This window comes from Arthrobacter sp. efr-133-TYG-104 (assembly GCF_030208915.1).
GTDB lineage: Bacteria > Actinomycetota > Actinomycetes > Actinomycetales > Micrococcaceae > Arthrobacter.
Genome location: NZ_JARVTA010000036.1, coordinates 19,555 through 40,533, shown reverse-complemented (window position 1 = coordinate 40,533; position 20,979 = coordinate 19,555). Strand labels below are relative to the sequence as shown.

Here is a 20,979-nt window from a genome sequence, read left to right as displayed (position 1 = left end):
CCCCGGAGTCATCGCGGCTTACTGGGAAGGAACGGCATGGATTTTCTGCGATGGCTCTTCGAAGCACAGATTCCCATTGGGGGATCTGCGCTTGTTCTACGCGAAGTGCTTGGAAACATTTTTGGGCTCCTCAGCGCCCTTGGCGGTATGCGCCGTAAAGTCTGGGCTTGGCCCGTTGGCATTATTGGCAACGGCCTCCTGCTCACCGTGTTTCTCGGAAACATCTTTGGTGCTGCCACGCCAGCAACCCTGTGGGGCCAGGCTGCGCGGCAGGTCATGTTCATCGGGGTCGCCGGCTACGGCTGGTACCGGTGGCGCCAAGCACGCATCTCCGGCTCGGAAGGGCAAGCAATCGTCCCCGGTTGGGCGGGCAACAACGTCCGCATCGCCTTGGCGGGTGCCATGATCGCAGGCACGGCCGCGCTGACCCCGCTGTTCGGCGCCCTCGGTTCGTACCCGCCAGTCTGGGCAGATGCGTGGACTTTCATGGGTTCCCTGCTTGCCACCTACGGAATGGCCCGTGGATGGACTGAGTTCTGGCTCATCTGGGTTGCCGTTGACATTGTCGGGGTTCCCCTGCTGTTCAGCGCCGGCTACTACGCCAGCGCCGTCATGTATCTGTTCTACGGGTTCTTCACCCTCGCCGGGTTCTTTGTTTGGTGGCGGGCCGACAAACGCGAACACCGGTCTGTCGGTGCCGCCGCGGTGACGGTCGGAGCCGCCCTATGAATGCTGCCGACACCGCATACACCTCCGCTGAGCGTGCTGCCATGGGTTCAGCGCTGACCGCGGCCTTGCGCGGACCGCGCGGTGGAAACCCCTTGGTGGGCGCCGTGATTTTGAGCCCCAGCGGAGAGCCTCTGGCTACCGGTTACCATAGGGGCGCGGGTACGGCCCACGCAGAGGCTGACGCCATTTTTGAGGCAGCACGCCAAGGCATCGACGTCCGGGGAACCACCATGGTGGTCACCTTGGAGCCTTGCAACCACGTGGGCCGGACGAATCCTTGCGCGCAGGCCATCATCGGTGCCGGAATCGCGCGGGTTGTCTACGCCGTCGACGATCCCCACGACCCGGCCGCTGGTGGTGCGCGCACTCTGCGCGCCGCCGGAATCGACGTCCGATCGGGGCTGGAAGCGATCGAGGCCACGAATCTCAATCGCGAGTGGTTCGACGCCGTGGCCGCTAATCGCCCGTTCGTCACCTTGCACATTGCCCAGACGTTGGACAGCCGTATAGCCGCCGGCGATGGCACCAGCCAGTGGATCTCCAGCCCGGAGTCACTGGCTGATAATCATGGGTTGAGAGGCCTGATCGACGCGATCCTGGTGGGGACCGGGACGGTCCTTGCGGACAACCCCAGGCTTACCGCGCGCGAACCTGACGGCGGCCTGTCCGCCCGCCAGCCACTGCGGGCCGTCATGGGTTTGCGGGACGTTCCCCCGGATGCAGCCGTGCGCGGCGATGACGGCCGTTTCCGCCATCTGCCCACCCGGGATCCGGCGGAGGCCCTCAGCACCCTCTTCGCCGACGGCGTACGCCACGTCATGGTGGAAGGCGGCTCTAGTATCCTGAGTACTTTCCTGGCCGCAGGGCTGGTGGACGAGTTGATCGTCTACTTGGCTCCCACCCTGCTGGGCTCCGGGACTCCTGCCCTGAACGACCTTGGCATCTCCACGCTTGCTGATGCGCAGCACTGGTCCTGGGACGAAGCAGGAGGCGGGTCCGTCCGCACGCTTGGCAACGACCTTCGGCTCCATCTTCGACCCAACCACAGGGCCGCCACCCCACCAAAGAATTCCGTTCCGGGCGTTGAAGCTGCGGAACCTGTCACAGGAGGACACTGATGTTTACGGGAATTGTTGCCGAACAGGGCACCGTTGTGGGCATTGAGCACGACGGCGAGGCCAGCGCCACCTTGCGCCTGAAGGCGCCCACGACCACGGACGGTCTCGGCTTGGGTGGGTCCATCGCCGTCAACGGTGTGTGCCTCACGGCGACGCAGATAGACGGGCAGGACCTCAGCGTCGATGTCATGGGTGAGACGCTCGTGCGGACCACCATCGGTGAACTCGCCCCAGGTGACAGTGTGAACCTGGAACGCTGCGTCCAGGCGGGCGGGCGCTTGGACGGCCATGTGGTGCAGGGACACGTCGACGGCGTCGGGCAGCTTGTGGAGCGGGAGGCGCTGGGAAACTGGGATCGCCTACGGTTCGCCGTGCCCCCCAACCTTGCCCGGTACATCGCCGAGAAAGGATCGATCGCCGTCGACGGTGTATCCCTGACCGTTACCGCCGTCAGCGCAGCATCCGAGCCTGACCCGTGGTTTGAAGTTGGACTGATTCCCACCACGCTCGAGGAGACGGGCCTGGGCGCCAAGACGGTAGGAGGGCGTGTGAACCTCGAGGTTGACGTGCTCGCCAAGTACACCGAGAGGCTCTTGTCTTTTGCTCCGCAGGGAGACGCTCGATGAGCGCCATCACCACCCCGAGTGCGCTGGGTGCGCAGCGTCCCGGGCTCGACCCCGTGGAAGACGCGTTGGCGGCCATGGCTGCGGGCCGGCCCGTCATCGTTGTGGACAACGAAGACCGGGAGAACGAGGGCGACATCATCTTCGCCGCCGAACATGCCACGCCTGCCCTCATGGGGTGGACAATCCGTTATTCCTCCGGTGTGATCTGCGTCCCGCTGTCAGGCGAGCGGGCGGACGCCTTGGACCTGCCGCCCATGGTGGCCGTGAACCAGGACGCCAAGGGAACCGCCTACACAGTCTCTTGTGATGCTGCAGACGGCGTGAGCACCGGAATTTCGGCCACGGACCGGGCCCTGACGGCAAGGATTCTGGCCGATCCGGACAGCAGTCCTGCATCAATTACCCGTCCCGGGCATATTTTCCCGCTCCGAGCCGTTAATGGTGGAGTGCGTGAACGTCCAGGACACACGGAAGCTGCCGTGGACTTGTGTCGTCTTGCCGGGCTTGCTCCGGTGGGTGTGATCGCTGAGTTGGTACATGATGACGGTGAAATGATGCGCTTGGATAGCCTGCGTGCCTTTGCCGCCGAACACGACTGCCCCCTCATCTCCATCGAGGACCTGGTGTCGTACGTTGAGGCGGTAGAGTCCCAGACGGCACATCTTTCACGGGCAGACGAGGAGAAGCGATGACCGCAACCACAGCACGCAGCAGCGACCACACGGACCCTGCGCCCCAGGCGGTAAGCGGCGGCCCCGTCGTTCAGTTGCCCACGGCGTTCGGCAACTTCGTGGCGCAGGCATGGACGGATCATGAGACGGGCCACGAGCACTTGGCAGTGAGCTCGCCCAATCCGCCCAAGGGCGGCAAAGCTCCCTTGGTAAGGCTGCATTCGGAGTGCCTGACGGGTGATGTCTTCGGCTCCTACCGCTGCGACTGCGGCGAGCAATTGGCCTTTGCCTTGGAACTGATCCACGCCGAGGGCGGCACCTTGCTGTACCTCCGCGGGCAGGAAGGACGGGGCATTGGCCTCGCCAACAAAATCAAGGCGTACGCGCTGCAGGAGGCCGGCTTCGATACCGTCGAGGCCAATGAGCAACTGGGCCTCCCCGTCGATGCGCGGTCCTACACCGCGGCCGCGCAGATCCTTGCGGAGATGGGCCTGCACGAGGTCCGGCTGCTGAGTAACAACCCGGATAAGCAGGACCGCTTGGCCCAAGCCGGGGTCACGGTTGTGGAGATGGTTCCCACCGAGGTTCCTTCCCGGGAACAGAATTTGCGTTACCTCCAAACCAAGAAGGACCGCATGGACCACCTGCTGACCTTGGACACCGCTCCAGTCGGCAACGGCAAGGCGCCGGCTGTCCGCCCCTTCGATACCCAACACGACTGAACGGATCCACAACCCAATGAGCGGACACGGCGCGCCCACTATCGACCTGAGCACCCTCAACCCGGAGGAAACATCGCAGCTTCGGCTGGCCATCGTGGCGGCAAGCTGGCATACCCAAATCATGGATGGATTGGTGGACGGCGCTTTGCGCGCGGCGAAGGAAGCCGGCATCGCCGAGCCTACGCTGCTGCGGGTTCCAGGCAGCTTCGAGCTCCCTGTCGCCGCCGCACGCCTGGCCCAGCACTTCGACGCCGTCGTGGCTCTTGGTGTGGTCATCCGCGGCGGAACACCGCATTTTGACTACGTCTGCCAAGCCGCGACGTCGGGCCTTACGGACGTCAGCGTTCGCACCGGCGTCCCGGTGGGCTTCGGCGTCCTGACGTGCGACGACGAACAGCAGGGCCTGGACCGTGCCGGTCTTCCCGGTTCCAAGGAAGACAAGGGCCATGAGGCTGTGACGGCCGCCCTTGCCACGGCTGTGACCCTGAAGCAGTACAGCTAAGACGAAGGGATGTGAGTGTGTTCTCACTCACATCCCTTTCGTCATGCAGGGCCCCAACACGCGGGCAGCGGCCCGGAGCAAGTAGTCTGGAGGGCGTGAAGAATTTCGAGACGCTGTTCGCAGAACTGAGTGAGAAAGCAGCGACCCGCCCGGCAGGCTCGCGTACTGTGGCCGAACTGGACTCCGGAATCCACGGCATCGGCAAAAAGGTGGTCGAAGAGGCCGCCGAAGTCTGGATGGCCGCCGAGTACGAATCCGATGAAGCAGCTGCCGAGGAAATTTCCCAGCTCCTTTATCACCTGCAGGTGCTCATGCTCGCCAAGGGCCTCAGCCTGGAGGACGTTTACAAGCATCTCTAGCCACGCCACTCCGCTCACAGCATGCGGTGTCTGTTGCGTGGCCAAGGTGCCTGAAACCTCCCCTCCTAAAGAAAGCCAGTCCAATGCTCCGTGTAGCAGTCCCCAACAAGGGATCCTTGTCAGAAGCAGCCTCCGCCATGCTTTCCGAGGCCGGCTACCGCCAGCGCCGTGACTCCCGCGAGCTGGTCATGGTTGATCCTGACAACGATATTGAATTCTTTTTCCTCCGCCCCCGCGATATTGCCGTTTATGTAGGGCAGGGCACCTTGGACGTCGGCATCACAGGCAGGGACCTCCTTCTGGATGCCCAGGTGGAAGCCGAAGAGTTGCTTCCGCTGGGCTTCGCTGCCTCGACGTTCCGCTTCGCCGGTCCCGTAGGTGACTTCACCGCCGTCGAACAGCTTGAAGGCAAGCGGCTGGCCACCAGCTACGACGGGCTCCTGCGCGACTACCTCGGTGAGCGTGGCGTCAACGCAACAGTGGTCCGGCTTGACGGTGCTGTGGAATCTTCCGTGCGGCTGGGCGTCGCCGATGCGATCGCCGACGTCGTTGAAACCGGCAACACGCTCAAGGCCGCGGGCATGGAAATCTTCGGCGAGCCCATCCTCAAATCCGAGGCAGTACTGATTCGCCGCACCGGTTCAGGGGGCGCTGCCAATGGCACCGCCAAGGAGATCGACATCCTGATCCGCCGCCTGCAGGGTGTGCTGGTGGCACGCCAATACGTCCTGATGGATTACGACATCCGCAAGGACCTCGTTGAAGATGCTGCCGCACTGACCCCCGGACTTGAATCGCCCACCGTTTCGCCGCTGCGCGATTCGGAGTGGGTGGCCGTCCGGTCGATGGTTCCCAAGAGGGAAACCAACCGCATCATGGACGAGCTGTACGACCTTGGGGCGCGCGCCATCCTGGTCAGCAGCATCCACGCCTGCCGCATCTGATCCACTGATCGGATCAGTGTATTGGTCGAGCAGAGCCCAGCAGAATTGAGGAGCAGCACATGGCTGTAGCCGTACGCGTCATTCCCTGCCTGGATGTCGACGCCGGTCGCGTCGTCAAGGGAGTCAACTTCGAAGGGCTGCGCGACGCCGGTGACCCGGTGGAACTGGCCCATCGTTACGATAACGGCGGCGCCGACGAGCTGACGTTCCTGGACGTCACGGCGTCTTCCGGCAACCGCGAAACCACGTTCGACGTCGTCCGCCGCACCGCCGAGGAAGTTTTCATCCCCCTGACCGTGGGTGGAGGTGTTCGTGGCGTGGCGGAGGTGGACAAGCTCTTGCGCTTCGGCGCCGACAAGGCCTCCATCAACACCGCGGCAGTTGCGCGGCCAGAGGTCATCGACGAGATCACCCGCCACTTCGGTTCCCAGGTGCTGGTGCTCTCCGTGGATGCGCGCCGGACCCGGGCAGGTGATGTCCCGACGTCGTCTGGCTTTGAGGTGACAACGCACGGTGGCCGGACCGGTACCGGGATTGACGCCATTGAGTGGGCCAAAGAAGCCGCGGATCGGGGAGTGGGGGAGATCCTCCTCAATTCCATCGACGCCGATGGCACCAAGGACGGGTTCGACCTTGAGCTCATCAAGAAGGTCCGGGCGTCGGTCAACATTCCGATCATCGCCTCGGGCGGGGCTGGCGTGCCGGCCCATTTTCCGCCGGCGGTGCAAGCAGGGGCCGACGCCGTGCTGGCAGCGTCCGTCTTCCACTTTGGCCCTGACGACATGATCGCCCAGGTCAAGGCCGCGATACGGGCGGCCGGATTCGAAGTCCGCTAGTCAGAGGCCGATGTCAGCGGTTTGCAAAAGCGCGACGGCGTCCGGCTGGCCTTCGAAGGTGACGAGGGCCTGGCCGGTACGCCCGTGGGCGTGCATCAGCAGCTCCCCGGGTTCGCCGACAATCGCCACGGAAACCGGAGCGCGTTTGGCTACGTGCCGGGGGCCGCTGGGGCGGACAAGCACAATCCCCAAATCGACGCCGCGGTAAAGGAAAGCTGCGCGTTTGATCAGGTCGTCCCACAGGGCGTCCGAGTACGCTTCATCCAGCGCCCGGGGAGCCCAGCGATCACCTGCGCGCCGGATGTCTTCGGTATGCACAAAGTATTCAATGAGGTTGGACGTCTCATCCAACGCTTTGATCTTCATGGGTGACAGGGCAGGGGGCCCGGCCCGGAAGGTCTTGATCAACCGGGCGTAGGCGTCCGGGCTTTCCAGCTTGGCTGCGAGCTTGGACGTTGCCTTTTCCGATGCCTTACCCAAGCGCGGGATCATCAGGCCGACGCCGACCGCGATCTTCCGCTCCCGCAGGTACAAGTGTGCAGCGAGGTCCCGCGTGCGCCACCCTGCGCAGAGCGTGGGGGAGTCAGGTCCGGCCGCCAGCAGGGTTTCAGCCAGTACTTCTCGGGAAGGTTCGACGAAATGCATCACTTGTGAAAGTAGCACGATCCGGGCCCTCTTGCGCAGTGGAACCGCCGCAGAAAACGGGTCTCGCCGCAGGCACTAGACTTGATCTGATGTCAGAGCAGTCCGCCTCCAGTCCCGCTCCCTCCGTGGAGCTTTCCAGCGACCCCTCAAGCCCGTTGCCGCAGGAGATTGCACGTGCCTTGAAGCGTGACTCCGCGGGGCTTGTTGCCGCCATTGTCCAGCAGCACGACACCCATGAGGTGTTGATGCTCGGTTGGATGGACGATGAGGCGTTGCACCGCACTATGACCACGGGCCGAGTAACTTTCTACTCCCGTTCCCGCCAGGAGTATTGGCGTAAGGGTGATACGTCCGGACACGCTCAGTTCGTCAAGTCTGTTGCCCTCGACTGCGACGGCGATGCCCTCTTGGTCCGTGTGGACCAGGTCGGCGCAGCTTGCCACACCGGAACCCGCACCTGCTTCGACGGTCGCGATTTCGATGTCGTCACGGGCAACCGCGACTGAGGCATTCTTTACGTCCCACTGAAGCAGCACCGCAGAACTAAGGCACCCCACAACTAAGGCGCCCAGAACTAAGGCACCCAGACCAAAGGCGGAGAACAATAGCCATGCAGGACCTTGGAATCATCAGCCCGGGCCTGGAAGAGTTCCGTGAACTCGCCGTCCACAGCCGTGTCATCCCCGTGCGGCTTAAGGTGCTCGCGGACGCAGAGACGCCCATAGGCCTTTACCGGAAGCTCGCCAAGGGCCAGCCAGGCACGTTTCTGCTGGAGTCCGCCGCCGTGGGCGGTGCATGGTCACGTTACTCCTTCATCGGTGCCAAGTCGCGCGCTACGTTGACCACTAAGGACGGCCAGGCGCACTGGATCGGGGAGCCTCCCGTTGGTGTGCCGGTGTCCGGGAACCCGGTTGAAGCCGTTCGCGACACCGTTGCTGCCCTGCAAACTGACCGCTTTGAGGGACTTCCGCCGTTCACCTCGGGCTTGGTTGGCTTCCTGGGGTGGGAAGCCGTTCGGCACTGGGAGCGGTTGACCAGCCCGCCTGAGGATGATCTGAACCTTCCCGAGATGGCACTGAACCTTGTCACTGACATGGCAGTTCACGACAACGTGGACGGAACAGTCCTCCTGATCGCCAACGCGATCAACTTTGACGACAGTTCCGAGCGCGTGGATGAGGCTTGGCACGACGCCGTTGCCCGGGTAAAAGCCCTCTTGGACCAGGTCAGTACACCTGTGGCGCAGCCGGTGTCCGTCCTCCAGGGCGCAGCCTTGGATTTCGCCTCAAGCGTGCAGGAACGCTGGGATGAGGCCAAGTACTTGGAGGCGATTGATCGCGGCAAGGAAGCAATCGTCGACGGCGAAGTCTTCCAGGTGGTCATTTCCCGCCGCTTCGAGATGGAGTGTGCGGCTGATCCCCTGGACGTCTATCGAGTGCTCCGCAATACCAATCCGAGCCCTTACATGTACATTTTCAGCTTGGCTGACGCCGAGGGTCGCGAGTACTCGATCGTTGGATCCTCGCCGGAGGCTCTGGTCACCGTCACGGGGGATGAAGTGATCACCCACCCGATTGCGGGGTCACGTCCGCGGGGGAAGACGGTGGAAGCCGACAAGGCCCTGGCCACGGAACTCCTCGCTGACAAGAAGGAACGTGCCGAGCATTTGATGCTGGTTGACCTATCCCGTAACGATCTCTCCAAGGTCTGCGTTGCAGGAACTGTTGACGTCACCCAGTTCATGGAGGTGGAGCGTTTCAGCCACATCATGCACCTGGTTTCAACGGTGGTGGGTGAACTTGCTCCTCAAGCCACGGCTTACGACGTCCTTAAGGCCACGTTCCCAGCAGGCACCCTCTCCGGTGCGCCCAAGCCACGTGCCTTGCGTCTGCTCGACGAACTCGAACCACACCGGCGCGGCATTTATGGCGGTGTGGTGGGATACCTGGACTTCGCCGGCGACATGGACATGGCGATTGCCATTCGTTCCGCACTGCTTCGCGAAGGGCGCGCCTACGTCCAAGCGGGTGGAGGGATCGTAGCCGACTCGCACAAGCCGTCCGAAGCACTGGAGACCGTCAATAAGGCCGCAGCGCCGCTTCGCGCCGTCCATACGGCCAGTTCACTGCGGAACGTTACGGCTGAGCCCGCCCCTGACGGCCCTCTACTCGACGACGGGACCCCCGCCTCATGAAGCCAACGGCAACGGTCACTTCACGCAGCACCAAGCCTCCGCGTTGGGCCCGAAAATCAATGCTGGTGCTGGCCATCACCGTCCTTGCCATCGCAGTCTTCGGGACCAGCACCCAGACATGGATCGAGGTCCAACTGGATCCGGCAGGTGCCTCCAGCAGCGCGCTCCACGTACAGGGCAACAAGGCAGCAACCGCGGTGACCGCACTGGCACTCGTGGCGTTGGCCGGGGGTTTGGCAGCTTCCATCGCCGGTAGGGTGGCCCGTTGGATCATCGCGGCGCTGATCACCCTTTCCGCCGTCGGCATTGTTGCAGCGGTGATCTCCGTCCTGGCGAACCCGTTAGGCGCGGCCCAAGGCTCCATTGCCGGGGCAACAGGGGTATCCGGCGGTCAGGCCAACGTGGCGCCTACGGCTTACCCCGTCATCGCGTTGGTGGCCGGCGTCCTCTTGGCGATCATCGCCGTCGTGCTTCCGCTGGCTGGCCGCTACTGGAAGTCCCGGACAAAATACGACGCCGGTCCCGCCGGTGCCGGGCCGGCAAGCGGACCAGTGGATGAGATCGACAGTTGGGACCGCCTGTCCCGCGGCGAAGACCCCACCTAAAGCGTCATGAGGGCCCAGGGCACGCCCAGTAAAACAACAGGCGCGGCACTTGGTGAATGTCCCAGCCGCCCTCAAAAAATGGCAGAATGTAAGCAGTATTCATCCTGAGGAGATTTCACATGAGCAAAACCACAGTGTCCGATCACCAAGCTGCTTCAGCGATGGCCAGCCACAGCGATGCCATCGGTCACGGCAACAGCCCGGCAGCGTGGACGTGCGTCATCGTGATGCTGGTTGGCGCCCTCATTTCCTCCATCGCTTTCGTCATTGCCAGCACCCCGATCTTCATCGGCGGCGTAGTGGTACTGGTCATCGGCCTCATCGTAGGTTGGGTCATGCGCAAGGCGGGCTACGGAGTGGGCGGCAGCAAGCTGCAGAACAACGGCCACTGACGGTGACCGTTCTTGACGACATCATCGTTGGCGTCAAGGAAGACATGGAGGCACGCCGCGGCCTCGTCTCCCTTGCCGAGCTGAAGGATAGGGCAGCCGCTGCGCTACCAGCCCGGGATGCCTGGGCCGCGTTGGGCGGTCCGGATGCCAGCCGCACCGATCTCAAGGTCATCGCAGAGATCAAGCGTCGCAGCCCGTCCAAGGGCGAGCTCGCCTCCATCGCGGACCCCGCTTCGCTGGCGGTGCAGTACTCTGACGGCGGTGCCTCCGTGATCAGCGTCCTCACGGAACAGCGCCGGTTCGGCGGATCCCTTGCGGACTTCGATTCGGTGCGCGCCGCCGTCGAAACGCCCCTGCTGCGCAAGGACTTCACGGTAGACGAGTACCAGATCTGGGAAGCCCGCGCACACGGCGCTGACCTGATCCTCCTCATTGTCGCGGCTCTTTCTGATGCCCAGCTCGCGGAGTTCAGCGCACTTAGCCACCACTTGGGCATGAACGTCCTGGTGGAGACGCACACTGAGGACGAGATCGAGCGTGCCGTGGCGGCGCAAGCCAGGATTATCGGAGTCAACGTCCGCAACCTCAAGACGCTCGACGTCGACCGTTCCGTTTTCGGATCGCTGGCCGGGTTGATTCCGGCTGAGGCAGTCGTGGTGGCAGAGTCCGGCGTCCGTGGTGCAAGCGATGTTGCGGACTACGCAGCCAAGGGGGCCAACGCCATCCTGGTGGGGGAAGCCCTTGTGAGCGATTCAACGCCTCAGGAACGGATCGCCGAGTTTAAGGCCGCGGGAGCCGCGGCCATCGCCGTCAGGAGCTGACTGGCAAGACTGGGCTGGAATACCGCGGTGGCGCATTCACTGACGTGACCGCCGACTCGTGGAACACCAAGCTCGTGGAAATACCCGATGAACTAACGTGAACAGGACGGTGAGACCGATGGTCGACGCGCCAACACCCACCCCGAACGTGGATGCCGCTGACGCATTCCTGCAAGGTGGCCCTTCGCTGCGCAACGCCTCCGGGCCGTACTTCGGCAGCTACGGTGGCCGTTGGATGCCCGAGTCGCTGATCGCCGCCCTGGACGAGGTGCAGGACACCTTCGAGAAGGCGAAAGCGGATCCCGATTTCATCGCCCAGCTCAAGGACCTCAACAAAAACTATTCGGGCCGCCCCTCCCTGTTGACTGAAGCCAAGCGTTTCTCCCAGCACGCAGGGGGAGCACGGATTTTCCTCAAGCGCGAAGACCTGAACCACACGGGATCTCACAAGATCAACAACGTTCTGGGGCAGGCACTGCTTGCCAAGCGCATGGGCAAAACCCGCGTGATCGCTGAGACCGGAGCTGGCCAGCACGGTGTCGCCTCGGCCACGGCAGCTGCCCTGTTGGGCCTCGAGTGTGTTGTCTACATGGGGGCCGAGGATTGCCGCCGCCAAGCTTTGAACGTGGCCCGGATGCAGTTGCTCGGAGCCACCGTTGTTCCGGTGACGAACGGTTCCCAGACGTTGAAGGACGCCATCAACGATGCCCTTCGCGACTGGGTCTCGAACGTGGAGCACACGCACTACCTCTTGGGGACAGCTGCTGGAGCCCACCCTTTCCCGGCGATGGTCCGTTACTTCCATGAAGTTATTGGTGAAGAGGCCCGCAGCCAGATCCTGGAGCAGACAGGGAGGCTTCCGGACGCCATTTGTGCCTGCATCGGTGGCGGGTCGAACGCCATTGGCCTGTTCCACGCCTTCCTGGACGATGCGTCCGTGAAGATCTATGGCTTTGAAGCCGGTGGCGAAGGTGTGGAGACCGGCCGGCATGCGGCCGCGATCTCACTGGGCCGTCCCGGGGTCTTGCACGGCGCCCGGTCCTACTTGATGCAGGATGAGGACGGCCAGACCATCGAATCCCACTCCATCTCGGCAGGTCTGGACTACCCGAGCGTCGGTCCGGAGCACTCCTACCTGGCTGACATCGGAAGGGTGTCCTACGAGGCAATCACGGACACCGAGGCCATGGATGCCTTCAGCCTGCTGTGCCGGACAGAGGGCATCATCCCGGCCATCGAGTCATCCCATGCCCTTGCCGGTGCGATCAAGCTCGGGAAACGGCTCACCGAGGGTAAGGACACGGCATCGGACGTGACCATCATCGTGAACCTTTCAGGGCGCGGAGACAAAGACGTGGAGACCGCTGCGGCCTGGTTCAACATGCTGGATTCGGAAGGCCACGTCAAGGGCACCACGTTGTCCACGCGTAAGCCCAAGGGACCCACGGATCGGTCCTCCGATGCAGCTTCCCATCACAGCGAGGACCAGAACCGATGACCGAAGAATTTGCCAGTAAGTCCGCAGCAGCGATTGATCGCGCAGCAGCAGAAGGCCGTGCCGCGTTGGTGGGCTATCTGCCCGCAGGCTACCCGTCGGTTCGGGAGAGTATCGCTGCAGGGATCGCGTTGGCCGAAAATGGCGCGGACCTCATCGAGATCGGCATCCCCTATTCGGATCCCGTCATGGATGGGCCCGTCATTCAGGCCGCCACCACCGAAGCAATCGCCGGCGGGTTCCGCGTCGCTGACGTATTCGACGTCGTCGCAGGCATCACTGCCGCGACCGACGCCGCCGTCTTGGTCATGACGTACTGGAATCCTGTGATGCGCATGGGGGTGGACGAGTTCTCCCGTCGCCTCGCCGAAGCCGGGGGAGCAGGGCTCATCACGCCGGACCTTATTCCCGACGAGGCTTCCGAGTGGTTCGAGGCTTCGGATAAGTACGGGCTTGACCGTGTTTTCCTTGTGGCACCTTCCTCCACCCCTGAACGCCTCGACATGACCGTCAAGGCCAGCCGCGGGTTTGTTTATGCCGTCTCCATCATGGGTGTCACCGGAACCCGGCAATCGGTCAGCAGCAGTGCCGAGGCCGTGGTTGCCCACGCCCGGGCAGCCGGGGCAGCGCGTGTTTGCGTGGGACTGGGCGTTTCGAATCCGGATCATGTCCGCGAGATTGCAGCCTACGCCGATGGAGTGATCGTGGGTACTGCCTTGGTCGCGGCCCTCCGCGATGGTGGCGTGGACGCCGTCGGGCAACTCACCAAGAACCTCAGCGCCGGCTTGGGCCGCGCAGCTGTGGAAGCCTAAGAAAAAGGAACATCAGCCCTTATGCACACGGTTCTCCAAGCAGCGGCAACTGTCCCTATGAGCATCCCCAGCCCATCGTGGTCCGGCTTCGACATTCCGTTGCCGTGGGGCTCGCTCAGGGTTCACGCTTATGCCCTGTGCATTCTGGCGGGGATCATCGTTGGCCTGTGGCTGACGTCCGCGCGCTGGAAGCGTCGCGGTGCGCCTGAGGGCAGCTTGTGGGACATCGCCATCTGGGCCATCCCGTTCGGCATCATCGGCGGCCGCCTCTACCATGTGTTCTCCTCGCCGGACGCTTATTTTGGTCCGGGATTCAACGGTACGGGAGACCTTTCACTGATACCGCAGATCCAGCGCGGCGGCCTTGGGATTTGGGGGGCTGTGGTCCTCGGTGCCGTAGGAGCCTGGATCGGCTGTCGCCGGTCCGGTGTCAAGCTCACAGCCTTCCTCGACGCCGCTGCGCCCGGGCTCTTGTTGGCCCAGGCAATCGGCCGGTGGGGGAACTGGTTCAACCAGGAACTTTTCGGTGCTCCCACTACTCTTCCTTGGGGCCTCCAGATCGATCCGGCCAACGCAAACTTTCCTGCCGGGATGCCGGCGGACACGCTCTTCCACCCCACGTTCCTTTACGAGTTCATCTGGAACCTGATTGGTGTGGCGCTGCTGCTGCTCCTGGACCGGAGATTTGGGTTCCGCCGCAGCCGCTTGTTCTGGTTGTACGCCATGTACTACACCGTGGGCCGCGTGTGGATCGAGGCCCTTCGCATTGACGATGCGGAGCAAATCTCCCTCTTTGGCATCACTACCAGGCTCAATGTCTGGACCAGTATCTTCGTGTTCATCGCTTCGCTGGTGATATTCCTGGTCCTCACCCGCCTGGGACGCCCAGTGCCGGATACCCCCTATTTGCCGGGACGCGAGCCCAAAGATGCGCCTGCGGAGGAAGGCCGTAGCGTGACGAGCGTCACCAGTCACGATGTGGACGCATCTGTCTCAGATGGTGATTCGCGTGGTAATCTCCCAAATAACCAAAGCGATCCGGGTCACGTTGACGAGCCGCAGGATGCTGCAGGGAAAGTCGGTCCTGGCGCTACGTCCACACCGGCTTCCCCAACTACAGCAACTGCCGTGAGGAAGACTCCCGGGTCCTCGCCGGAAACAGGCCGCACCACGTAGTCGTTTTCGTCAAAGGGGCAACAGAGTCACCGCTCGTAGGGCCCAGTCCACAGCGTCGTGGCACCCCCGGAACCCGGATCGCATCATACCGATGATCCATGGTCAAGCCGGGGCCAGAGGTTCCCGTAACCGTTAGTTGCGCGAGATCGGCTGGCCTACAATTCCAATAACTAGCGCTTTGTTGTGCCCGTCACCGGGCAGGCAAGGTGGGGCCAACGTTGTCCCTTCCATACGCACGATCTCGAGGAAGGACGTCTCCCATGACCCATCTTCATACCCCCGGTTGGTCCGAACACATCGAACCTCAGGGTGCCATGTCTCCCTTCAAGCGCTTCGCTGCGCTCCCGGAGTCCCAGGGTCTATACAACCCTGACCAGGAGAAGGATGCCTGCGGCCTGGCCATTATCGCCACGCTCCGCGGGGAACCGGGATACGACATCGTGGAAGCGGCATTGACGGCCCTCCGCAATCTCGAACACCGCGGTGCTGTGGGTGCCGATGAAGGCACCGGCGACGGCGCAGGATTGCTGATGCAGGTCCCGGACGAGTTCTTCCGTTCCGTTACTGAATTTGAGCTGCCTGCACCCGGGCAGTACGTCGTGGGCACGGCGTTCCTTCCGGCAGAATCCCGCGAGGCAGATAATGCCAAAGCCGGCATTGAGGCACTCGCCGTCGATGAAGGCTTGGTTGTCCTTGGCTGGCGCGAGGTTCCCGTGGTCGCGGACCTCGTGGGCGCAATGGCCCGGGCTTGCATGCCGTATTTCTCCCAGCCCTTCTTTGCATCGGCCACCGGCGAGCAGTTGGAACGGAACGAACTCGATTCCCGAGCTTGGCGCATCCGAAAGCGTGCCCAGAACAAGTTCGGCGTGTACTTCCCGTCGCTCTCCTCCCGCACCATCGTTTATAAGGGAATGCTGACCACGGCTCAGCTTGAACCGTTCTACCCGGATCTTTCGGATAAGCGTTTCAAGACCAAGCTCGCGATCGTTCACTCCCGCTTCTCAACGAACACCTTCCCGTCGTGGCCGCTCGCACAGCCTTTCCGGACCATTGCGCACAATGGTGAAATCAACACCGTCAAGGGCAACCGGAACTGGATGCGTGCCCGCCAATCGCAGCTGGCCAATCCGCTCCTTGGCGATACTCCCGAGGAACTGTATCCAATCTGCACCCCGGGTGCGTCCGACTCGGCGTCGTTTGATGAAGTGGCCGAGCTTCTGTGGTTGTCCGGCCGCCCCATCACCCACTCGATCATGATGATGATCCCGGAAGCGTGGGAAAACCATGCCACCATGGATCCCGCACGGCGGGCTTTCTACGAGTACCACTCCCTGCTCATGGAGCCGTGGGACGGACCTGCCGCTGTCTCCTTCACCGACGGCAATCTCGTGGGTGCAACCCTGGACCGCAACGGTTTGCGTCCGGGCCGCTACTGGATCACCGAAGACGGCCTGATCATCTTCGCGTCAGAAGTTGGCGTGATTGAAGTCGAGCCGTCCAACGTCGTGAAGAAGGGCCGCGTGGCTCCGGGCAAGATGTTCCTGGTGGACACCGAGGCCGGACGCATCATTGACGACGCCGAGGTCAAGGCTGAGGTGGCGGCAGCGAACCCGTGGGCCGAGTGGCTCAAGGACAACCTGATCGACATCAACAAACTGCCTGAGCGTGAGCACGTGCTTCACACCGCGGCCTCAGTGAACATCCGGCAGCGGACGTTCGGCTACACCACGGAAGAATTGAAGATCCTGCTGGGCCCGATGGCCCGCACGGGTGCTGAGCCCTTGGGAGCCATGGGTTCCGACACCCCGGTAGCGGTACTTTCCAAGCGCCCGCGCCTTCTGTTCGACTACTTCGTGCAGTCCTTTGCCCAGGTCACCAATCCGCCGTTGGATGCCATCCGTGAGGAGCTCGTGACGTCGCTGAAATGCGCCATTGGCCCCAACGGCAACTTGTTGGATGGCAAGCGGGTCCGCCAGCCGCAGATTTCCCTGCCGTTCCCGGTGATCAACAACGATCAACTGGCCAAGATCGCCAACATCGAAAGCGCCGACGGCGATCGCATCGCCATGAAGGTCCGCGGCCTTTACAGGCCTGAAGGCGGCGAAGCGGCCCTTCGTGCGCGCTTGACCGAGATTTGCGAGCAAGTTTCCGGTGCCATCAACCGCGGTGTGCAGTACATCGTGCTCTCGGACCGCGATTCCAATGCACAGTGGGCGCCAATTCCTTCGCTCCTGCTGGTCAGCGCGGTCCACCATCACCTGCTTCGGAGCGCCAACCGCACCAAGACCGCCCTCGTGGTCGAGGCCGGCGATGTGCGCGAGACGCACCACGTGGCCGTCCTAATCGGTTATGGCGCCTCCGCCGTCAACCCATACCTCGCCATGGAGTCAGTGGAACAGCTGATCACCGAGGGGGACGTCGTGGGCGTGACGCCCGAAGACGGCGTGTACAACCTGATCAAGGGACTCGGTAAGGGTGTCTTGAAGATCATGTCCAAGATGGGCATCTCCACCGTGGCGTCCTACACCGGTGCCCAGACGTTCGAGGCACTGGGCCTGTCCCAGGAACTCGTGGATGAGTTCTTCTCCGGCACCCACTCGCAGTTGGGTGGCGTGGGCCTTGATGTGATCGCGGCCGAAGTTTCTGCCCGGCACAAGATGGCTTACCCCGAGAACGGGATTGAGCTGCCGCACCAGCCGCTTTTGGGTGGCGGAGAGTACCAGTGGCGGCGTGACGGTGAGCCGCACCTCTTCAACCCTGAGACTGTCTTCAGGTTGCAGCACGCCACGCGTGAACGGCGCTATGACATCTTCAAGTCCTACACCAAGGGCGTTGATGATCAGTCCGAGAACCTGATGACCCTCCGTGGTCTTCTCAAGTTCAAGGATGGCGTCCGGCCGGCTGTTCCCTTGGAAGAAGTGGAGCCGGTTTCCAGCATCGTCAAGCGTTTCTCCACCGGTGCCATGAGCTATGGCTCCATCTCCAAGGAAGCCCACGAGACGCTCGCCATCGCCATGAACCGCTTGGGCGCCAAGTCCAACACCGGAGAAGGCGGCGAGGACGTTGACCGCCTCCTGGATCCGGAGCGGCGCTCGGCCATCAAGCAGATCGCGTCCGGCCGTTTTGGCGTGACCAGCCTCTACTTGACCAACGCTGACGACATCCAGATCAAGATGGCGCAGGGTGCCAAGCCCGGCGAAGGCGGACAGCTGATGGCGCAGAAGGTTTACCCGTGGGTAGCCCGGACCCGTCACTCGACTCCCGGCGTCGGACTTATTTCACCGCCCCCGCACCACGACATCTACTCGATCGAGGACCTCGCCCAGCTCATCTACGATGCCAAGCGCGCCAATCCTTCGGCCCGGGTGCACGTCAAGCTTGTTTCGGAAGTCGGGATCGGCACAGTGGCGTCCGGCGTCACCAAGGCGAAGGCCGACGTCGTGCTTGTTTCAGGTCACGACGGCGGTACCGGCGCCTCGCCGCTGAACTCGCTCAAGCACGCGGGTGTGCCGTGGGAACTTGGCCTCGCCGAGACCCAGCAGACCCTCATGCTCAACGGTCTCCGCGACCGTGTTGTGGTCCAGGTTGATGGCCAGCTCAAGACCGGCCGCGACGTCGTCATTGCTGCCCTGCTCGGTGGCGAGGAGTATGGCTTCGCGACCGCTCCGCTGGTGGTTTCCGGCTGCATCATGATGCGCGTCTGCCACTTGGATACCTGCCCGGTGGGCGTTGCCACCCAGAACCCGGAACTCCGCTCAAGGTTCAACGGCAAGCCGGAGTTCGTGGTCAACTTCTTCGAGTTCCTCGCGGAAGAAGTACGCGAAATCCTCGCCGAGCTTGGTTTCCGCAGCTTGGAAGAGGCCATTGGCCACGCCGAGATGCTCGACACCCGTGAGGCAATCGACCACTGGAAGGCAGAAGGGCTCGATCTGGACCCGATCCTCCATGGCCTCGAGTTCGACGACGACGTGCCGTTGCGCAACATGACCGGCCAGAACCACGAGCTGGACAAGCACTTCGACCAGCGGCTGATCACCATGGCGCAGGAAGCGCTCAGCGATCGCATGCCCGTCAAGATCACCTTGGACGTCATCAACACGGACCGCTCCGTGGGCACCATGCTCGGCCACGTGGTGACCAAGACATTCAGTACCGATGTCTTGGCGACGGACACCATTGACGTGACGTTGAACGGAACGGCGGGGCAGTCCCTCGGTGCTTTCCTGCCGGCCGGTATCACGCTGCGCCTCTTCGGTGACTCCAATGACTATGTGGGCAAGGGCCTCTCCGGCGGACGCATCATTGTCCGGCCGGACCGCACCAACGTGTTCCCAGCCGAGCGAAATGTCATCGCCGGCAACGTCATAGGGTACGGCGCCACAAGTGGTGAGATGTTCCTGCGTGGACAGGTGGGCGAACGCTTCCTGGTCCGCAACTCAGGTGCCACCGCCGTCGTCGAAGGTATTGGCGATCACGGATGCGAGTACATGACCGGCGGACAGACGCTGATCATTGGCCGCACCGGCCGTAACTTCGGCGCAGGCATGTCCGGTGGAACCGCGTACGTGCTTGATTTGCACCCTGAGCGCGTGAACAAGGCAGCCCTCGATTCCGGCGAACTCCAGTTGTTGGAGCTCGACGCCGAGGACCGCGACATTGTCCACGGTCTCCTGGCCAAGCACCTTGAAGAAACTGAATCCGTGCTGGCCGGCCGTCTGCTCGAGAACTTCGACGACACCGCCGCCCGCATCACCAAAGTACTGCCGCGCGACTACGCTGCAGTCCTGCAGACCCGCCTCGATGCCATCGAAGAAGGCCTTGATCCCGATGGCGAAGAAGTGTGGTCCCGAATCCTGGAGGTAACCGGTGGCTGATCCACGCGGATTTTTGAAGGTCCGGCAGCGCGAGACGCAGCCACGCCGCCCTGTTCCCGTCCGCATCATGGACTGGAAAGAGGTTTACGAGGCGCAGGAAAAGGGCGTCCTGAAGAGCCAGGCCGGGCGTTGCATGGATTGCGGCATCCCGTTCTGCCACCAGGGCTGTCCGCTGGGCAACCTTATTCCTGAGTGGAACGACCTCATGTGGCGGGACAAGGGAGCCGAAGCGATTGAACGCCTTCACGCCACGAATAACTTCCCGGAGTTCACGGGCCGTTTGTGCCCGGCTCCGTGTGAGGCCTCCTGTGTGTTGGGGATCAACCAGCCTGCTGTGACCATTAAGCAGGTGGAGGTTTCCATCATTGATGAAGCGTTTGATAACGATTGGGTCCAGCCCCTTCCGCCGGCGCGCCTCTCGGGCAAGACAGTCGCCGTCGTGGGTTCCGGACCGGCAGGCCTGGCTGCTGCACAGCAGCTGACGCGGGTGGGCCACACTGTTGCCGTCTACGAGCGGGACGACAAGATCGGCGGACTGCTCCGCTACGGCATCCCCGACTTCAAGATGGAGAAGGAACAGGTTGACCGCCGGCTGGAGCAGATGAAGGCCGAAGGCACCCGCTTCCGCACCGGCGTCGCCGTGGGAACCGACGTGACCTGGGAGCAGCTGCGGCGCCGGTACGACGCCGTCGTCGTCGCCACCGGGGCTACCGTCCCGCGCGACTTGCCCATCCCGGGCCGCGACCTTGAAGGTGTTCATTTCGCCATGGACTACTTGGTTCCCTCGAACCGGGTGGTGGCAGGGGAGAGCCCTGAGAACCACATCGACGCCAAGGGTAAGCACGTGGTGATCCTTGGCGGCGGCGACACCGGGGCCGACTGCATCGGCACCGCCCACCGCCACCAGGCAGCATCAGTGACCACCCTCGCCATCGGCAAGCAGCCGCCGTCGGAGCGTGCCGCGCACCAGCCTTGGCCGACCTTCCCCACGCTGTTCGAGATGGCCAGCGCCCACGAGGAAGGCGGTGAGCGCACCTACCTTGCTTCCACCGTTGAGTTCGTTGGTGAAAACGGCAAGCTCACCGGAGTCAAGGTTGCCGAAACCGAGTTCGTGGACGGCAAACGCCTGCCCAAGGCAGGTACGGAGCGGATCATTCCCGCTGATTTGGTGTTCCTGAGCCTCGGCTTTACCGGCGCTGAACCAGCTGGCCTCACCGAGCAAGTCAGTGCAGAATTCGACGGTCGGGGCAACGTTGCCCGCGACGGCCACTACATGACGAACACTGAGGGAGTGTTCGTCGCCGGCGATGCCGGCCGTGGCCAGTCCCTGATTGTGTGGGCCATTGCGGAAGGCCGTGCTTGCGCGGCTGCAGTGGACAAGTTCCTGATGGGAAGCACCATCCTCCCGGCACCGGTCGCCCCCACCGACCGTGCCATTGCGGTCTTATAGCGCCAGCA

At 63.0% G+C, this 20,979-nt stretch carries 20 protein-coding genes; 19 read left to right on the top strand and 1 reads right to left on the bottom strand.

Going from position 1 to position 20,979, the window contains the following annotated elements; translation table 11 throughout:
• The first annotated feature begins 36 nt into the window (after positions 1–36).
• The 9 genes from pnuC (at position 37) to hisF (ending at position 6,507) form a co-directional block, all read left to right on the top strand.
• On the top strand, positions 37–729 hold the full coding sequence (pnuC, locus tag QRN04_RS17715; protein ID WP_284977343.1) for a nicotinamide riboside transporter PnuC: 693 nt from the start codon (positions 37–39) through the stop codon (positions 727–729).
• Positions 726–1,847 carry a bifunctional diaminohydroxyphosphoribosylaminopyrimidine deaminase/5-amino-6-(5-phosphoribosylamino)uracil reductase RibD gene (gene ribD, locus QRN04_RS17710; RefSeq protein WP_284977342.1) on the top strand — a complete coding sequence of 374 codons (1,122 nt, stop codon included), beginning with the start codon at positions 726–728 and terminating at the stop codon, positions 1,845–1,847. The genes pnuC and ribD overlap by 4 nt, the downstream gene beginning before the upstream one ends.
• Positions 1,847–2,473 (top strand): riboflavin synthase, encoded by a 627-nt coding sequence (locus QRN04_RS17705; RefSeq protein ID WP_284977341.1) that lies wholly within the window; start codon positions 1,847–1,849, stop codon positions 2,471–2,473. The genes ribD and QRN04_RS17705 overlap by 1 nt, the downstream gene beginning before the upstream one ends.
• Positions 2,470–3,165, top strand: a complete 696-nt coding sequence (gene ribB / locus QRN04_RS17700; RefSeq protein WP_284977340.1) for a 3,4-dihydroxy-2-butanone-4-phosphate synthase — start codon at positions 2,470–2,472, stop codon at positions 3,163–3,165. The genes QRN04_RS17705 and ribB overlap by 4 nt, the downstream gene beginning before the upstream one ends.
• A complete protein-coding gene (gene ribA / locus QRN04_RS17695; protein ID WP_284977339.1) occupies positions 3,162–3,866 on the top strand; it encodes a GTP cyclohydrolase II in 705 nt (234 codons plus the stop codon). Before ribB ends, ribA begins: the two co-directional genes overlap by 4 nt.
• A gap of 16 nt (positions 3,867–3,882) precedes the next feature.
• Entirely contained in the window at positions 3,883–4,368 is a 486-nt protein-coding gene (ribH, locus tag QRN04_RS17690) for a 6,7-dimethyl-8-ribityllumazine synthase (RefSeq protein ID WP_284977338.1), read from the top strand.
• Positions 4,369–4,463: 95 nt separating this feature from the next.
• Positions 4,464–4,727 (top strand): phosphoribosyl-ATP diphosphatase, encoded by a 264-nt coding sequence (locus tag QRN04_RS17685; protein WP_018778638.1) that lies wholly within the window; start codon positions 4,464–4,466, stop codon positions 4,725–4,727.
• An 83-nt stretch (positions 4,728–4,810) separates the two neighbouring features.
• Positions 4,811–5,671: an ATP phosphoribosyltransferase gene (gene hisG, locus QRN04_RS17680; RefSeq protein WP_284977337.1), complete on the top strand. Its 861-nt coding sequence runs from the start codon at positions 4,811–4,813 to the stop codon at positions 5,669–5,671.
• A gap of 59 nt (positions 5,672–5,730) precedes the next feature.
• Positions 5,731–6,507 (top strand): imidazole glycerol phosphate synthase subunit HisF, encoded by a 777-nt coding sequence (gene hisF / locus QRN04_RS17675; RefSeq protein ID WP_284977336.1) that lies wholly within the window; start codon positions 5,731–5,733, stop codon positions 6,505–6,507.
• On the opposite strand, the gene QRN04_RS17670 is transcribed toward hisF, so the two are convergent.
• Entirely contained in the window at positions 6,508–7,152 is a 645-nt protein-coding gene (locus QRN04_RS17670; protein WP_284977350.1) for a TIGR03085 family metal-binding protein, read from the bottom strand. It abuts the gene before it with no gap.
• An 89-nt stretch (positions 7,153–7,241) separates the two neighbouring features.
• Between QRN04_RS17670 and hisI the strand changes: the two genes are divergently transcribed.
• From hisI to QRN04_RS17620, 10 genes are all read left to right on the top strand, one after another.
• On the top strand, positions 7,242–7,658 hold the full coding sequence (gene hisI, locus QRN04_RS17665) for a phosphoribosyl-AMP cyclohydrolase (protein WP_284977335.1): 417 nt from the start codon (positions 7,242–7,244) through the stop codon (positions 7,656–7,658).
• A gap of 104 nt (positions 7,659–7,762) precedes the next feature.
• Complete coding sequence (locus QRN04_RS17660; protein ID WP_284977334.1) at positions 7,763–9,346, top strand: anthranilate synthase component I; 1,584 nt, start codon at positions 7,763–7,765, stop codon at positions 9,344–9,346.
• Positions 9,343–9,951, top strand: a complete 609-nt coding sequence (locus QRN04_RS17655; protein ID WP_284977333.1) for a Trp biosynthesis-associated membrane protein — start codon at positions 9,343–9,345, stop codon at positions 9,949–9,951. The genes QRN04_RS17660 and QRN04_RS17655 overlap by 4 nt, the downstream gene beginning before the upstream one ends.
• Positions 9,952–10,070: 119 nt before the next feature.
• A complete protein-coding gene (locus QRN04_RS17650; protein ID WP_284977332.1) occupies positions 10,071–10,343 on the top strand; it encodes an HGxxPAAW family protein in 273 nt (90 codons plus the stop codon).
• A gap of 2 nt (positions 10,344–10,345) precedes the next feature.
• Positions 10,346–11,164 carry an indole-3-glycerol phosphate synthase TrpC gene (trpC, locus tag QRN04_RS17645; RefSeq protein ID WP_284977331.1) on the top strand — a complete coding sequence of 273 codons (819 nt, stop codon included), beginning with the start codon at positions 10,346–10,348 and terminating at the stop codon, positions 11,162–11,164.
• 118 nt (positions 11,165–11,282) lie between these two features.
• On the top strand, positions 11,283–12,662 hold the full coding sequence (gene trpB, locus QRN04_RS17640) for a tryptophan synthase subunit beta (protein ID WP_284977330.1): 1,380 nt from the start codon (positions 11,283–11,285) through the stop codon (positions 12,660–12,662).
• The gene (gene trpA / locus QRN04_RS17635; RefSeq protein ID WP_284977329.1) at positions 12,659–13,471 is read left to right on the top strand and encodes a tryptophan synthase subunit alpha; all 813 of its coding nucleotides are present in this window, start codon (positions 12,659–12,661) and stop codon (positions 13,469–13,471) included. Before trpB ends, trpA begins: the two co-directional genes overlap by 4 nt.
• Before the next feature lie 21 nt (positions 13,472–13,492).
• Complete coding sequence (gene lgt, locus QRN04_RS17630) at positions 13,493–14,647, top strand: prolipoprotein diacylglyceryl transferase (RefSeq protein ID WP_284977328.1); 1,155 nt, start codon at positions 13,493–13,495, stop codon at positions 14,645–14,647.
• A 260-nt stretch (positions 14,648–14,907) separates the two neighbouring features.
• Positions 14,908–19,521: a glutamate synthase large subunit gene (gltB, locus tag QRN04_RS17625; RefSeq protein WP_284977327.1), complete on the top strand. Its 4,614-nt coding sequence runs from the start codon at positions 14,908–14,910 to the stop codon at positions 19,519–19,521.
• Entirely contained in the window at positions 19,514–20,971 is a 1,458-nt protein-coding gene (locus tag QRN04_RS17620; protein ID WP_284977326.1) for a glutamate synthase subunit beta, read from the top strand. The genes gltB and QRN04_RS17620 overlap by 8 nt, the downstream gene beginning before the upstream one ends.
• The last annotated feature ends 8 nt before the right edge of the window (positions 20,972–20,979 follow it).